This is a genomic window from Paenibacillus albidus (assembly GCF_014644435.1).
GTDB lineage: Bacteria > Bacillota > Bacilli > Paenibacillales > Paenibacillaceae > Paenibacillus_AQ > Paenibacillus_AQ albidus.
Genome location: NZ_BMKR01000032.1, coordinates 58,853 through 74,127, shown reverse-complemented (window position 1 = coordinate 74,127; position 15,275 = coordinate 58,853). Strand labels below are relative to the sequence as shown.

Sequence of the window (15,275 nt, the reverse complement as noted above, 5' to 3'; positions counted from 1 at the left end):
GTTTGATTCTATTATCCATGAGTTGTACTTTCCGTGTCCACCTCTTAGTCTAAATCACAGTTGCACCTATTCACGGAATCCTAACCAGTTACGCTGGCTAAACAAGCAATAAGAGCGATACAGTCCGTAAGCTCGTCCAGATAGACCAAATGTGATTATAAGGCCTGTGGGGTCCGCAGCGTTCCAGGCAGTGCATTCATCCCCCGGGATAACACCTTAGCAGCGCCTGATTATTCTACCACTCTGTAAAATTCTCCTCAATCAGCGCCGCGAAGGATTCCGCGATAACCTCGAACTCTCCAGTCTCATGATCACCGAGCAGGACGCGGCCTTCGGGGTCCAGCAGGATTGGATTGCCCGCACCATCCATGGAGAAAACAGCGCTTTGTGCGAGTACCACGCCCAGGGGGGTGCCCTTGAAATCCTCACGGAAAGACAACGTTAATTCGGTGACACTCTCCCGCCCGATGGAGGAACCGTTGCTGAAGCCATGTACGGATAGTCCGGCATAGGCGCCGCCAAAGCTTTTAATGAAGCGAATATAGTCTTTCTCCAGTGAAATGCCCAGCAGCTTCTCCGCTTCGGCAATCTGTTCATCCGTTGCCGGTGTGCCTAGCAAACTCTCATTATCCCCTCTTGTTAAAAAACGATGCAAACGATCCATCAGAGCATCATTCATGGTTACTCCTCCTTTATTCCGCTTTATCTCTTATATAGTTTATTATAATAATAGAAGAAATTAAATCGTGCAGAAATATTATGCAACGTAAAGGGAGGCGCGAAATGGACCTTAAAGCCAAAAAAATACTGCAGACAACCTTCTGGTCCTCCAAAGGCTGGAAAAGTGCCCCTGCCAGCTATACCGGCGAGGATTTTGAATATGCCAAGAGCAAAGGTGTGATGTTCGACAACTTGACGATCACCCATGATGAACTGGTACAACGGCTGGAGAAGCTGCATCAAGGCGCAATCACCAAAGAACGGGTGGTGGCCGCTTTTTTACATAGTCTGTCTACAAGGAAGGTCCATTTGCGAAGCGCTTTGTCGAGCTGGGCCTTAACCTCTAGGTTAGGCCTGCACACGTACGAACAACATCCCCTGGAGAGGGCCGGCTACAGCTGCTGCGGTGATTGCAATGCAGGCAAAATCATGTCGAATAAGAATTATATGAACGAAGATCTGAATGTGCTGAATTTCGAGCGGATCAAATGGGGCGGCATCCGCCTCAATCAGCTGCTCTACTGCTGGTTTGATCTTGAATTGCTCAGCCGGGAAGAGGAATTGCAGGTCAGCAGTGCAGACTGGGCCCTTCTGGACACTATAATCAAGGCGGTCAGGGAATGTGACGTTAAGGATACCCCGCGCAAGCTGGAGAAACGCTGGAAGGATCTGTTCCCGGCCAATCAACATGAACGTGACGTCATTATGGAAATTTGGGGTTATGCCGGTCTGCTGGTGCCGCAGGAAGAGCCGCGGCAGGGAAGAGGCGGAGATGGCGACTTCAATTCTGTAGCGAATTGGCGGGGGGATGACGGTGTTTCGGAGCAGATGCTGGAGTTCTATTTTGGAAACAGGGTATAAGTTAGGGTAATGGAGGGCTATTTAGATGAAAGAAACCAATGAGCCGCAGGTGCTGCGGGAACAGATGCAGCTGCTGCTGCAAAAAGCCGGATGGTATCCGGGCCGCCATGTGGATCTGTCAGGGTACAAGAGACGCTGTGAGCAGCAGGGAGTCGAATTGTTTCCGGCCGCCCAGGCGTTCCTTGAAGAATTCTCCGGGATCGATAACGAGGTTCACTTCAAATATTACACGGATCATGAGGAAGCACAAGAGATGGAGACAGGCTGGCATGAGTATGATTTTAATTTTGAGCCGGATGCGGTGGAGCGCTTCCATTGCAAAGCCGAGCTGGAGATTATAATCCGTCATGCACAGGAGGATTGTTACTGTCTGGGTCTCAGCGGGTACTACTATCCTGCAGTTACGGCCATTGGGCGTTCGGGCAAACTCTATCTGCTGCATGACTATAACCCGCAGGTGCTTGTTTTTGACAGTCTGCAGGCCAGCATGAGTCATGAACTTGGACATCTGCAGCTCGTCGAGTCCTCCCTGTACGGGGAGAACCGGCTGCTGCTTCCAACCGTTGCAGGCCTGAAATGGCTGCCGGAGAATGTTCCCAACCCCTTTGTGGAAGAGTGAGTTTCCGGCAGCCGCCTTAGCAGGATCGACGTTCAGGCCCAAGGCGGAAGCGGAAGATGTTATTTATTCCCCCGACCCGCACTTGGAATCTGGCGGAAGGGATCAGTTCCCTTCCACTAGGCTGCGAATGGTCTTGACCACCAGTTCAGGCTGATCGTGAATAATCATGTGGCCGCTTGCCTCGGCGACAATGAGTTGACTGTTCGTGGAGAGATCCAGCATGCTGCGCTGGCCGGCCTGCCAGATGTCTTCTATCTGCTTGCCGCCTGCCTCTGATATCCCGAAGGAGGTATAATCCTGCGGAAGGCCCCGGGCGATGACTCTAACCGGCAGAGCCCCGAACTTTTGCCCACGGATGGCATCCTCGGTCAAGCTTGCCAGCTTACCTTCTTCCTCTTTGGCAGCAAAATAACTGGGGGTAGAGATGACGTTAATAAATTCACCACGGTCTTCCTCCGCCACCATGCCTTCCAAAAGGCTGTCCTGGAACAGACGCAGAACGCCTGAGCGTTTCAGCAAGGTCAACAGGGAAGCTGAAGGATTACCGGCAAAATTCTCAGCCTCCAGAATGGCTTTGGTCTCCCGTTCATCGTTTTCAGGTCTGGCGTCAACCAGCACAAGCCCTGTTACCTCTTCCGGGTAGGTCTGAGTGAACAGGCGGGCATACATGCCTCCCAAGGAATGGCCCACAACTAGATAAGGTCCGGGAATCCCCTCTTTCTCAAGTGCGGTGTGCAGCTCCTTGACAATATTGGCTCCCGTTCGTTCAGTCCCCGCTTTCTCACTCCAGGCATAACCTGCCCGGTCATAACTCACAACAGTAGCAAATTCAGCCAACTGATCAGGAATATCTCTCCACGATAAGCTGGTTTCCCCACTGCCTGCCTCCAGAAGAATGGTCGGTGATCCTGAACCTCTTTTGTTGATATGCAGCTTGTAATCTCCAACGTCTACGAGCTTGCCCGGCGGAGGATAATCCTGTTTGGCGGAAGAAGAGGCTATAACCTCGTACAGAAATCCCGAACCGACGATAAGAATGATTGCCAAACCTACGGATAACAGCAGCTTTTTCCATCTTTTTGTTGATGATTTTTTTACAGTATTGGCTTTACTCATATGAACTTGTTGCACTCCTTTTTTAATACAATTGTATTATTTAAAAATAGTATAGCACGATGATTTCCAAATGAATAGGCGAATTTTCTGCAGCGGTTAAAATAGGGGGCCTGCAGGCTTTCCAAGCAGCCATTGGATGGCTCTCGGGAACCTTAATTTGGTTTGTCTTGGGATAGAAGGTGGAGGGGAGGTTTTTTTCACTGCATTTTATACATCAGGCAGCGCGTAAATGTGGCTTTTTTTCGTTTTGACTGCATTTGGTACATCGGAAAAAGCAAAAGTGGCCGAAAAATGCCCATTTTCTAAACTTCCACTGCACAAATTACATCAGAACGGACTTTTGAGCGATTGGAGGACGATTCCGCTGCACTAAATACATTGGAAAGGAGTGGTGAGGTACGTACGGCCAAGTATCGTGAGGTGCGCCCCAGTATGATGAGGTGCATCCAGGTGTGGAGAGGTGTAGCGAAGTATAGTTAGATTCAGCCCAAGTATGGTGAGGTACGGCCAAGTATGTTGAGATGCAGCCAAGTGTGTTAAAGTGCATCCAAGTGTGGAAAGGTGTAGCCGAGTATAGTTAGATTCAGCTCAAGTATGGTGAGGTACGGCCAAGTATGGTGAGGTGCGCCAAAGTATGGTGAGGTGCATCCAAGTATGGAATGGTAAATCCGGCACATCCAAGCACAGCAGGTTTCCCGTTCGCGGTAAGGGTCCATTGGGCGGGGGCGAGCATAAACATTAAATTTTATCTAAAAATTGTTGCATTCTCGCCAGCGGTATGTTATTTTGATGTATGTCCAATTGACCGGATTTGTAATTCAGTCATTTCCAGTCAATGAACGGGTGGCGGCACAGGACAATACGTTTATTCTGAAGCTTAAAGAGTCTATGATGCTGTCCATCTCGGACGGCATTTTGAAGCAATAAAGAATCCTAGCCTGCGAGGGCTATTTTTTTCTATAAACATTGACCGTTATACCGATTTAGTCATTTATTCAAAAGAACAAACAGAGGATGTGCACTAATGAAAGCTATTCAAGTATTTCTGAAGGATTTAAAAGTACTGGTGAGCAAGCCGATGCTGCTGCTTACTTTGCTCGGTGTAGCTGCGCTGCCGATGCTGTACAGCGGTTTTCTCATTGACGGCTCCTGGGACCCGTATGGAAATACCGGCAAGCTGCCTGTAGCGGTAGTTAACCTTGACAAAGGGACTGTCTATGAAGGTGAGACACTGAATGTAGGCAAGGATTTTGTGGAAGAGCTGAGGACGAATGAGGATTTTCAATGGAATTTTGTCAATGCGGCGGAGGCCCGGGAAGGGATGTCCCACAACCGTTATTATATGACGATCACATTGCCTTCCGGTTTCTCGGCCAATGCTGCGACCCTGACGCAGGATAAGCCGGTACAAGCGGAAATTGTGTTTGAGCCGAACAGCAATTACAACTACGTCGCCGGTCAGATCGGCAGCAGTGCGATGAAAGAGCTCAAATCGAAGCTGTCCGCCCAAATTACGGAGGCCTACACACGCAGCATGTTTGAGCAAGTGGATTCGATCTCTGCAGGCCTTGGGGAAGCAGGCAACGGGGCAAATGAGCTGAAGGATGGCGCAGGCAAGCTGACCAATGGCCTGACTACGCTTAGAACCAACCTGAACAAGCTTTCCAGCGGCACAACAGAGCTGCGGAGCGGTTTGCAGCTGCTCTATAAAGGAGCGGATAGCCTGAATCAAGGTTTCGGTACTTTCACCACAGGAACTGCCGATCTCACAACTGGATTGAAGCGGCTGGCTGAGGCGGAGCAGCAGCTGCAGGCTGGTGCCGTGAAGTCGCAGAGCGGAGCTTCGAAGCTTGAAGTGGGCCTGAAGGCAGCAAAGGAGGGCAGCAGTGCGCTGAAAACGGGTCTGACAGCTTCCGAGTCTGCAAGCAGTGAACTGGCCGGTGGAGCAAGCCAGTTATCCAAGGGACTGGAACAAATGCTTGCGGCTTCGCCCGAGCTGCAGAGCAATGAGCAGTTTAAGCAGCTGGTGGAGGTAAGCCGGCAACTGGCGGCAGGCAGTGAGCAGCTGCACACTGGCCAGAAGCAGCTGCTTGCCGGCAGCACGCAGCTGGATCAGGGACAGGAGCAATTGGCAGCAGGGGCTGCCCAGCTCAATAAAGGCGGCTCCACACTTGTGGCCGGCATGGCTGAGTTTGGCCGGAAGCTGGACGAGGCGGCTGCCGGCGGGAGCAAGCTGACCGCAGGCGCAGCCGCGCTGAACAAGGGCGCTGTGCAGCTCAAGGAAGGTCTTACGAAGCTGTCCGGCGGTGTGGATAGCCTGGCCGATGGGGCCGGCAAGCTCACGGACGGAGCCGGAGAATTGAAAGAAGGCGCCGGCAAACTGCTGAACGGCAGCGGAGAACTGGCCGAGAAGCTGAACGCTGCGGCAGCTGACACCTCAGAAGTCAAGAGTGGCGACCCTACGGTGAATATGTTCGCCGAACCTGTGAAGCTCGTGGAGAAGGCCGACTTCAAGCTGTCTCATTACGGACTGGGAATAGCGCCATATTTCCTGTCCCTGGCTTTGTTCATGGGTGCGCTCGTCTTCACAACCGTGTTCTCCTTGCGGGAATCCACGGTGCCAGGGGCTTCCCCCATGGGCAGATTCCTTAGCCGGACCCTGACCTTTGTGATGGTCAGCGTTGTGCAATCTGTACTCGCGGATCTCGTTCTGCTGTATGGGCTGAAGCTTGTGGTGCGCAGTGTGCCGCTGTTCTTCCTCTTTACGCTAATTGCCAGCTTCACGTTCACCATGATCGTTCAGGCGCTGGTCACATGGCTGGATAATCCGGGCCGTTTCCTGGCTATTGTCCTCATGATCTTCCAGCTGACCTCCAGCGCAGGCACTTTCCCGCTCGAACTGCTGCCGCAGTGGATGCAGACTATGAATCCCTGGCTGCCAATGACGCACAGCATCGTGGGATTCAAGGCCATTATCGAGAGCGGCGATTTTGCCCAGATGAGAGAACAGATAGTCTATCTGCTGAGCTATGCCGCAGTGTTCCTTGTGCTTACCTTTAGCTATTTCCTGCTGCAGATTCCAAGAGGCACCAAGAAACCGAACAGAGAAAATTTTACAAAGGGTGAAATTCAGGAATATACTGTCTAAAAGGGGGATTATTCATGGGTATTCAGTCCAACGAACAGTTACTGCTTGAATTCTACGCTTTGATCCCATTCGTCCAGACGCTGGAGACACTGCAGACGGAGCAGTGGAACCGGCCCATCTCTGCAGGGAAATGGACGATCAAGGACATTATTTGCCATATAATGATGTGGGATAAATATTTCTATGAGGAAGCGGTTGTGAAAGTGGCAAGCGGCCAGCCGGTGACAGCCAGGCAGCTGGATTTCAATGAATTTAATGCCAGCAGCAGGCTTTATGCACAGTCGCTGACTGTACAGGAGGTAGTGGAGAAATTTTACCTGTACAGGAACCGCATCATTGATACAGCTGCTTCATTGGACGATGAGGCCTTCAGCCGGGAGCACAAGGATGGTGACCATCAAAAATTCAGTATCCGCAATTATCTGAGAGACTTCCTTCCCCACGATAAGCACCACCGGAAGCAAATTGAGAAATGTATAAAATCCCAACTTTAGAATATTGAAGATTCTTTGTGATTTCCTAGGCACTGACGAAATGTCAGTGTCTATTTTTTATTCATCTTTTATAGTAAAGTCCCTTTTGTATGCAGGAATAAATTGGTTCAGCATCGAATGATAGTTAGCGTAAGTGCGGCTAAGAACCAATATTCGGTACATATAAGGGGTCAAGACTATGAAGAGTATTGCCAGCAAAAAACTTTTCCTTATCGCTACATTCGGTTTGATTTTTGTACTGCCGCTGATCGGAAGTTTGTTCAGGTGGGGGGGATTGCCGCCCGGGTACGGGGAGTTCCCCGCACAAAAGGTTGAGGCCGACCCGGGCTTTAGCCCGCTTTATTTTTCACTCGCTGTTCTGGTGGCCATTTTTATTACGGTATTCTTCGTGTTTCCGGGGCTTTTTGGTTTTAAAAAACCGGACCCATCACGCAAAGAGCATGTGGTGACAGCCGGGTACCCCGTGTGGTTCTGGTGGAGTCTGCCGGTACTTGCGCTAAGCTGGTTTCTGATGTGGGCCAGAATTGATTTTTTGGTTTCTTTGGAAGCTTATACATTTGTCCCGCTATGGTGGTCTTTCATCCTCATTCTGGATGGACTCGTCTATAAACGTACGAACGGCAATTCCATTATTGCCCGTAAACCTCATCTCATGCAGCTGCTGGCCGTAGTTTCCTGCTTCAGCTGGTTTGCTTTTGAGTTCCTGAACTTCTTTGTTCTCGAGAATTGGTATTATCCCAACAATAAGGTGTTCTCCAATTTTGGCAACGTCTTCTGGTTCTCCTTATCCTATACGACCGTGCTGCCGGCTATTGTGGAATGGTATTTGCTGCTCAAAACGTTCAAGGGTTTCCGAGACCGCTACCGCTACGGCCCCAAGATATCACTCTCCAAAAGTGTGCTGCTCCTCTACTATGCCCTGGGGTTAATTTTGGCGTTTGGCATGGGTTATTATCCTTATTTACTGTTCTGGGTACTGTGGGTGGCTTTGGTCCCGTTGTTATCCGCAGCGATGGCGCTGACCGGCTATTGGACCCCTTTTACACCGATCAGGAACGGGGACTGGTCTAATATCATGCTGTTCGGCCTGGCTACGCTATTCAACGGATTTTTTTGGGAATTCTGGAACTTTGGCAGTGAGTGGTTTCACGATTCCATGCCCACCAATCCAAATTACTGGAAATATTCAGTTCCCTATTTGGACAAAATCCATATTTTTTCCGAGATGCCGATTCTCGGTTATTTTGGGTATATCTTTTTTGGGATCAACTGTTGGATTATTTGGCTGATCGCTGCCTATATTTTTGATTTTGATGCTGACTTGGAAGTCAAGGGAAACAACAGCTAAAGGTGGAGTGGGTGTGATTGCCATTGAGAACTATCAAATGCTGGAGACGATTTCTGAACATTACGGGAAATCGGTGTACAGATGCAGAGAGAGAAGTTCGGGGGAAACCTTTATTCTGAAGGTATTGAAATCGGATTTTGCCGGATATGAAGAAGTGATGCGCTTCAAGCAGGAGTTCAGAATGCTGAAGGAGCTTAGCGGCAAAGCACAGGGAGTCATTAAACCTATTCAGCTGGCAGAGCAGAACGGCTATTACTTTATGGTGCTGGAGGATATCCGCGGAAGGTCGCTTAAGAGCATAATTGACAAGGAACGCCCCGATCTGGCTACGCTGCTGGGGCTGATGGTCAGGCTCGTTGATATTATCGGGGGTATTCATGAGCAGCATGTCATACATAAGGACATCAAACCTTCCAATATTATCTGGAACCCGGAAGAGGACAAGGTGCAGGTCATTGATTTTGATCTGGCTGTCAAACTGTCCAAAGAAAAGGCGGAATTCCAGAACAGCGGTGTGCTTGAAGGAAGTCTGATGTACATTTCTCCGGAACAAACCGGACGAATGAACCGCAGCCTGGATTACCGGACCGATTATTATTCGCTTGGCGTTGTTTTGTATGAGCTGGCGACCGGCAGCAGACCCTTTGAGTCGGAGGAGATGCTGGAGCAGATCTACTCCATTATTGCCAAAGAACCCGTGCCGCCCATTATTGCAACAGGTGGCCGGATCTCGAAGGCCTTGTCGGATATAACCATGAAGCTGCTGGAGAAATCCTCGGAAGACAGATACCGGAGTACGTATGGCATCAAAGCCGATTTGCTGAAATGTCTGGCGGGCGAGGAAGCTTTTGACGTTGGTGCTGAGGATCGGCAGGGAATGTTCCAGATCCCCCAGACCATTTACGGGCGGGAGGCGGAGCTGAAAGCTCTTGTGGATGCATTTCGCAGAAGCGTGAGGGGGAGCCCGCGCATCATGCTGGTCAGCGGGGACGCGGGTGTGGGCAAAACCGCATTGGTTCATGAGCTTCACAAGGTCATCAGTGAAGAAAAAGGGATGTTTGCGGAAGGGAAATTCGATCAGTATAACCGGAACATTCCATACAGTGCGGTGATCCAGGCTTTCCGCAGATTAACCGGCCAGCTGCTGGACAGTCTGGATGCCAAATATAAGCTCCAAATCAAGCAGACCCTTGTCCAAAAGCTGAACGGCAACGGTGCGCTCATTACGGGTCTGATTCCGGAGCTAGCGCAGTGGATCGGGGTTCAGCCGGAGGTTGAGCCGCTGAACCCTGCCGAAGAATCCAACCGTTTCTTCATGACATTTGCCCATTTCATTGAAGGCATTACCGGCAACGAACGGCCCCTGGTCCTGTTCCTGGATGATATGCAGTGGGCAGATCTCTCTACCCTGCAGCTGGTTCAGCAGTTGGTGCTGGATCATCAGCTGCGGAAATGTTTTGTCGTCTGTTCTTTCCGGCAAGAAGAAATTTCGGACGGCCATCCCTTGTTTGCTGTGATGACAAGCATTGAGCCGAGCCGTGAGGTCGGGAGGATTACCTTGAATGCCCTCACGGCCGCCGACGTAGAAAAGCTCGTGGCAGATACCCTTTCCATGTCACCCGAGAGGGTGCGGGAGTTGGCGGCCGTGCTGCACCAAAGAACAAAAGGCAATGCTTTTTTCATGAACGAGCTGTTTAAGGATTTATACCGTAACGGGTATCTGTTCTTTAATGAGCTGGAGGGAAGCTGGCTCTGGCAGCTCGATCAGCTTCTCAGACTGCCGGTTAATGACAACGTTGTCGATTTCCTGATGCTGAAGCTGAACAGAATGCCTGAAGATGTCCGCCGGACATTGATGCTGGGTGCGTCTATAGGCAGCTTGTTCGATTTCAACATGCTTGTCCGGATTGGTGAGGAGGGGCCGGGGTCCGTCGCCCGTACATTAATGACCGCAGTAGGGGAAGACCTGATCGTTCCGGCTGACGCCAATTATTCCATGCTTCCTGCGTTACTGGCAGAGCAGGAGCCAGCCAGCCAGCAGCTCCATATCCGCTTCCGGTTTCAGCATGACCGGATTCAGCAGGCTTTTTATCAGATGCTCGATCAGGAAACCGGCAAAAAGCTACATTTGATGATCGGCAGATTGCTGTTGACGCATCTGTCGCCCCCGGAGATTGAAGACAAGCTTGTGGATATAGCTGTCCATCTGAACAAAGGACTGGCGTTCATCAGTGGGCCGGAGGAAACGGAGCTGGTGCTTCAGTTGAATCTGAAGGCAGCCCGTAAGGCCAAAGCCGCGTTTGGTTACGATTCGGCCTTCGCCCTGCTTGAAGCGGCCATGAGTCTGTTGGCGGAGTCCTCCTGGCTGGAAGCAGGGCCGAGAAACGCCGAGATTCATTGGCTGTACGCGGAATGTGCTTATTTGACCCATCAGCTTACGGCGGCCGACCAGGCTTGTGCAATTCTGCTGAAGCATACAACAGAACGTATGGCGGTTGCGCAGATCTATGAAATGCAGGCCAATCATTATATGTACCTGGGGATGATGAAGGAATCCATACGCTCCGGCATGCTGGGGCTTCAGGCGCTGGGAATGAAGATCCCGGACAAGCCGGGGAAGGCGGCCGTACTGAAGGAGTTTCTGAAAGTGAAAGCTGCCTTGCGGGGCAGAACCCTGGAGGACATTTATGCCAAGCCGGAGATTATGGACCCGGAACTGAAGCTGACCATGAGGTTGTTGATTAATTTTATTCCGCCTACCTTCATCTCTGGAGAGACCTCGTTATTTGGCCTCATTGTATTGAAAAAGGTGGGTCTGACCCTGAAGCACGGGAATTCCCCGGAATCCGCGCTGGCTTTTATCGGCTACGCTATGCTGCTGTCGGGGTTTGGCGATCTGAAGGGCGCCTTTGATTATGGCCGGCTGGGCATCCGGATCAATAATAAATATAATGATCTGCAGTGGAAAGGGGCCTCGCATGTCTTATACACCCTGTTCTGCCACACCTGGACCGAACCCTGGAATACCCTGCAGGACTGGTACGGAACCTCTATTGCATCCAGTCTCCGGACAGGCGATCTGCTATATCTTGCGCATTCCTGTTTCTATGTGAATCTTTGGAATCCTGGCATGGATATTGCCACCATTCTGCAGGAGAGCAACAGAACCATAGCCATGATCGAGAATACAAAGTACAAGGAAGCCTTGGCCACGGCGCAATTGGCGCGGCAGCAGTTTCTGAATCTGGCCGGTGAGCTGGCCGATCCGCTTTCCTTTGACAGTGAGCATTTCAGTGAAAGAGCTTATCTTGATCAACTGGAGGGTGCCAAATACTATTCGGGTATCGCTATCTTCTATGTCTATAAAATAAAAATTCTCTTCACCTATGAACGTTATGGGCAGGCGCTGGAATATATCGACAAAGCTTATCCCCTCATCGGGACCCTTGCCGGCTCTGCCTTTATGGAAGAGTTTGCGCTCTACACGTTTCTCAATTTGGCATATGCCTATAAGGATTTGAGTGCCGCAGGTAAAGTGCAGGCTAAGTCCAGAATGCGCAAGGAAATGCGCCGGGTAAGCAAGTGGGCTGCCCACAGTCGGGCCAATTTCGGGCAGCATGAGTGGCTGATGAAAGCCGAATGGGCCAGAATCTCGGGCAAGAGCAAGCAGGCTGCCGAATATTATGATCTGGCGATCCAGACGAGCGAAGCGGGCGATTTCACCCGTTACAAGGCGCTGACCAACGAGCTGGCCGCCAAATTTTATTACAGCAGCGGTCTGAAGGAATTTGCTGCATATTTGCTTAGACAGGGGCTCTATTATTATTCGGTGTGGGGAGCCAAAGGGAAAATTGCCCATATCCACAAGCAGTACCCGGAGACAGTAAACAAAATCAGCAGCAAGGATCTCATGCATGGCAAGTCGATTACGGATTTCACCGAAAGCATCGACCTGAACTCCATGATTATGGCATCCCAAGCCATTTCCAAGGAAATTGAGCTGGACCATCTGCTGGAGGCGTTAATGGGGATTGTCATAAAAAATGCGGGGGCCCAAAAGGGTAGCATCCTGATGTGCTCCAGCTCCAATCTGTTGGTTCAGGGCGAATATAGAGCGGAAGAAGACAAAATAACGGTTGTTGTCCATGATGATTTGCTGGCAACCGAATTGCCGGAAGCGATCCTGAAGGATGTGGAGGAACGAAGAGAAAGTCTGATTTATAACGACGCTTATTCCGAAACTTCCTTTGTCAACGACCCTTACATTGTGAAACACCGGCCCAAATCAATGGTGTGCATGCCGCTGATCAATCAGAACAAAACCATCGCCATTATTTATTTGGAGAATAACCTGATGACTGGGGTATTTACGGAAGAACGGATGCGGATCATTAATCTGCTGTCACGGGAAATGGTCTTCTCGCTTGAGAACGCCAGCCTGTATTCCGATCTGGAGCGTTCCGAAGAGAAGTACCGGAAGCTGGTGAACAATCTTCAGGACGGTATTTTTATTATTCAGGGTGAATATTGTGTCTATGTCAATTCAGCACTGGCCCAGATGATTGGGTATCGCAGTGAGGAAATGCTGGGTGAGCCTTTCCAGAAGTTTCTTAGCCCCGGGGACAGAACCGGCTTGGATCATTACTACCAAAGAAGGGTGGAGGGAAAAAAGGGGCCCGGGGAGTATGAAGCCAGGCTTCTGCACAAGGATGGTATCCGGGAAGTGATTGTTATTCTTAAAGTAGCTCTGATTAATTATATGAACAAGTCTGCAGTCCAGGGCACAGTTAAGGATATTACGGAACGGAAGCTGGCAGAGGAGGAACTCCGGCGGCATAAGGAACATCTGGAAGAACTGGTGGCAGAACGGACCCGGGAGCTGGAGCTCAACAATGAGGAATTAAACAAATATATTCATTTGATTGAGACCATATCCATTACCGATGAACTGACGGGTCTCTACAACCGGAGGCATTTCAATAAAGTGTTCCGTGAAGAAGTGGCCAAAGCGGGCAGAGGGCAGGAGTGCCTGACCTATATTATGCTGGATATCGACCATTACAAGCGATACAACGACACGTACGGCCATTATGAAGGAGACGAGGTACTACGCAAGCTGGGGGAACGGATTCAACGGGCTGCCGCTGAGGCCCAAGGTTTCGTATTCAGGCTTGGGGGTGAAGAATTCGGTATCATTCTTACCGGCCTTCGTCCCGAACAATCCGGAGAATATGCCGAAGGCATTCGCAGCAGTATTGAAGCGCTGCAAATAGTCCATTCCAATAACCCGGTGCATGGAGTAGTTACAGTGTCTGTAGGCGTTGCCGCAGTCCGGGTGGATGACATGCGGGAAGAAGATATTTACAAGCTGGCGGATGAAGCCTTGTATCAATCGAAGAAAGGCGGGCGCAACCGCGTTACGGTAATGGAGCGCTACTCTAATAGGTAGGAATGGTTATTTTACCGCTTTACTGCAGATACTTCGTTGTAAACAGATCCTCGAGGAGGTCTTGCAATGGAGCGGCAAAAGAAAGGACTTTCAGTATGGGGGCTAACGATGCTTACACTGGGAACGGTGGTGGGGGGATCGTTTTTCCTCGGTTCCTCAGTGGCGATCCGGGCAGCAGGCCCCTCCGTACTGATTGCTTATGCGATTGGCGGCGTGCTGGTGTATTTGATCTTGTCTGCGCTGTCTGAGATGACTGTGGCAAATCCCGTATCGGGATCTTTCCGTATGTATACGGAACAAGCTTTTGGACGGGGAGCGGGTTTTGTTGTGGGTTGGGTATACTGGACCGGACTCATCCTTGCGATGTCCAGCGAAGCAACGGCGGTGTCCTTTCTGTTGCGGGTGTGGTTTCCCGGACTTTCGCTGGGCCTGTTCGGCACACTCATTATTGTTGGAGTTACACTGTTGAACCTGCTTGGTGCGCAGCGGCTAAGCAAGCTGGAAAGCGGGCTGGCCGCGGTCAAGCTGCTGGCGATTGCCGCATTTATTATTCTGGCCGTTGTCATTATTGCCGGACTGGGACAAGCGTTCTCCGGACCGGCAGGCCTTCCGGCCGGTCAAAGCAGGGAATGGATGCCTGGAGGCATAAGCGGAATCGCAGGCAGCATGCTGATGGTCATGTTCACGTATGCGGGATTTGAAGTTCTGGGACTGGCCGCATCCGAAACGGGCAACCCGTCTGTGACGATACCCAAGGCGATCCGAAATACGGTTGTACTGCTGGTGGGGTTGTATATCACTGCTATCTTGGCACTGTCGATGCTGCTCCCCCGTTCCCGGGTATCCGAAGATGTCAGCCCGTTTGTCTCCGCCCTCAGCCTGTACGGTCTCGGCTGGACAGGGACAGTCATGAACATTGTGCTGGTATCCGCAATCTTGTCCACAATGCTCGCTTCGGTATTTGGTCTTGGACGAATGCTCCGGTCTTTGGCTGATGAGGGGCATACGCCGGGCTGGATGCGGGACCGTACAGACATTCCGTATCGCGGCATCCTGGTATCAGGAGGAGCAATGCTGGCTGCTCTTGCCCTGGGGCTGCTGCTGCCGCAGGGGATTTATTTGTTTCTGGTCAGCTCAGGCGGTTTCTCCCTGCTGTTCGCCTACGGTCTGATTCTGGCCAGCCACTACAGGCTGCGAAAACGGCATGGAGGTCCTCTCGTCCGGCAGCACGGGATGCGGGGGTATCCTTACACCTCCTGGCTGGCCATCGCCAGTCTGATTGCCATTATCGCCAGCATGCCGCTGATCCCGGGCCAAGGCGGAGGTTTGGCGGCAGGAATGCTGCTTGTAGTGTTGTTTACCACGCTTTATGCCGTTCGTGGCCGTACGCGCCAGAGGGGGGAGATTGACACAACAGCCAAAACGAGGCTCCAGCGTACATCCCTGCTCCCTGTACAACCTGAGTACGCTCATGCAGAGATGTCCGAGGAACTGACAGCGGAGCAACGCCGGGAATGAGT

10 protein-coding genes are annotated in these 15,275 nt (G+C 51.1%); 8 read left to right on the top strand and 2 right to left on the bottom strand.

The features are described 5' to 3' along the window. Positions 1-235 precede the first annotated feature (235 nt). Complete coding sequence (locus IEY53_RS26330; RefSeq protein WP_189030300.1) at positions 236-679, bottom strand: SMI1/KNR4 family protein; 444 nt, start codon at positions 677-679, stop codon at positions 236-238. Between the two features lie 104 nt (positions 680-783). On the opposite strand from IEY53_RS26330, the gene IEY53_RS26325 reads away from it, so the two are divergent. Together IEY53_RS26325 and IEY53_RS26320 are read left to right on the top strand one after the other, a co-directional pair. Continuing rightward, positions 784-1,581: a hypothetical protein gene (locus tag IEY53_RS26325; protein WP_189030298.1), complete on the top strand. Its 798-nt coding sequence runs from the start codon at positions 784-786 to the stop codon at positions 1,579-1,581. Positions 1,582-1,606: 25 nt separating this feature from the next. Then, positions 1,607-2,200: an SUKH-3 domain-containing protein gene (locus IEY53_RS26320; protein WP_189030296.1), complete on the top strand. Its 594-nt coding sequence runs from the start codon at positions 1,607-1,609 to the stop codon at positions 2,198-2,200. Positions 2,201-2,302: 102 nt separating this feature from the next. Here the strand turns inward: IEY53_RS26320 and IEY53_RS26315 are convergent, their stop codons facing one another. Next, positions 2,303-3,316: an alpha/beta fold hydrolase gene (locus tag IEY53_RS26315; protein ID WP_189030294.1), complete on the bottom strand. Its 1,014-nt coding sequence runs from the start codon at positions 3,314-3,316 to the stop codon at positions 2,303-2,305. A gap of 756 nt (positions 3,317-4,072) precedes the next feature. On the opposite strand from IEY53_RS26315, the gene IEY53_RS26310 reads away from it, so the two are divergent. The 6 genes from IEY53_RS26310 to IEY53_RS26285 all read left to right on the top strand — a co-directional run bounded on the left by IEY53_RS26310 (position 4,073) and on the right by IEY53_RS26285 (position 15,273). Continuing rightward, positions 4,073-4,243, top strand: coding sequence for a hypothetical protein (locus tag IEY53_RS26310; protein WP_189030292.1), 171 nt, complete (start codon positions 4,073-4,075; stop codon positions 4,241-4,243). A 97-nt stretch (positions 4,244-4,340) separates the two neighbouring features. Continuing rightward, entirely contained in the window at positions 4,341-6,464 is a 2,124-nt protein-coding gene (locus tag IEY53_RS26305; RefSeq protein ID WP_189030290.1) for a YhgE/Pip domain-containing protein, read from the top strand. A gap of 14 nt (positions 6,465-6,478) precedes the next feature. Beyond that, positions 6,479-6,958: a DinB family protein gene (locus IEY53_RS26300; protein ID WP_189030289.1), complete on the top strand. Its 480-nt coding sequence runs from the start codon at positions 6,479-6,481 to the stop codon at positions 6,956-6,958. 178 nt (positions 6,959-7,136) lie between these two features. After that, positions 7,137-8,306 carry a small-conductance mechanosensitive channel gene (locus IEY53_RS26295; protein ID WP_189030287.1) on the top strand — a complete coding sequence of 390 codons (1,170 nt, stop codon included), beginning with the start codon at positions 7,137-7,139 and terminating at the stop codon, positions 8,304-8,306. A 13-nt stretch (positions 8,307-8,319) separates the two neighbouring features. Next, entirely contained in the window at positions 8,320-13,755 is a 5,436-nt protein-coding gene (locus IEY53_RS26290) for a diguanylate cyclase (protein ID WP_189030285.1), read from the top strand. Positions 13,756-13,821: 66 nt separating this feature from the next. Next, entirely contained in the window at positions 13,822-15,273 is a 1,452-nt protein-coding gene (locus IEY53_RS26285) for an amino acid permease (protein WP_189030283.1), read from the top strand. Positions 15,274-15,275 lie beyond the last annotated feature (2 nt).

What these genes read in the sequence shown, in the direction of transcription:
- IEY53_RS26285 (WP_189030283.1), top strand. Translation starts at nt 13,822, where the DNA reads ATGGAGCGGCAAAAGAAAGGACTTTCAGTATGGGGGCTAACGATGCTT.
- IEY53_RS26295 (WP_189030287.1), top strand. Translation starts at nt 7,137, where the DNA reads ATGAAGAGTATTGCCAGCAAAAAACTTTTCCTTATCGCTACATTCGGT.
- IEY53_RS26320 (WP_189030296.1), top strand. Translation starts at nt 1,607, where the DNA reads ATGAAAGAAACCAATGAGCCGCAGGTGCTGCGGGAACAGATGCAGCTG.
- IEY53_RS26330 (WP_189030300.1), bottom strand. Translation starts at nt 679, where the DNA reads ATGAATGATGCTCTGATGGATCGTTTGCATCGTTTTTTAACAAGAGGG.
- IEY53_RS26305 (WP_189030290.1), top strand. Translation starts at nt 4,341, where the DNA reads ATGAAAGCTATTCAAGTATTTCTGAAGGATTTAAAAGTACTGGTGAGC.
- IEY53_RS26325 (WP_189030298.1), top strand. Translation starts at nt 784, where the DNA reads ATGGACCTTAAAGCCAAAAAAATACTGCAGACAACCTTCTGGTCCTCC.
- IEY53_RS26315 (WP_189030294.1), bottom strand. Translation starts at nt 3,316, where the DNA reads ATGAGTAAAGCCAATACTGTAAAAAAATCATCAACAAAAAGATGGAAA.
- IEY53_RS26300 (WP_189030289.1), top strand. Translation starts at nt 6,479, where the DNA reads ATGGGTATTCAGTCCAACGAACAGTTACTGCTTGAATTCTACGCTTTG.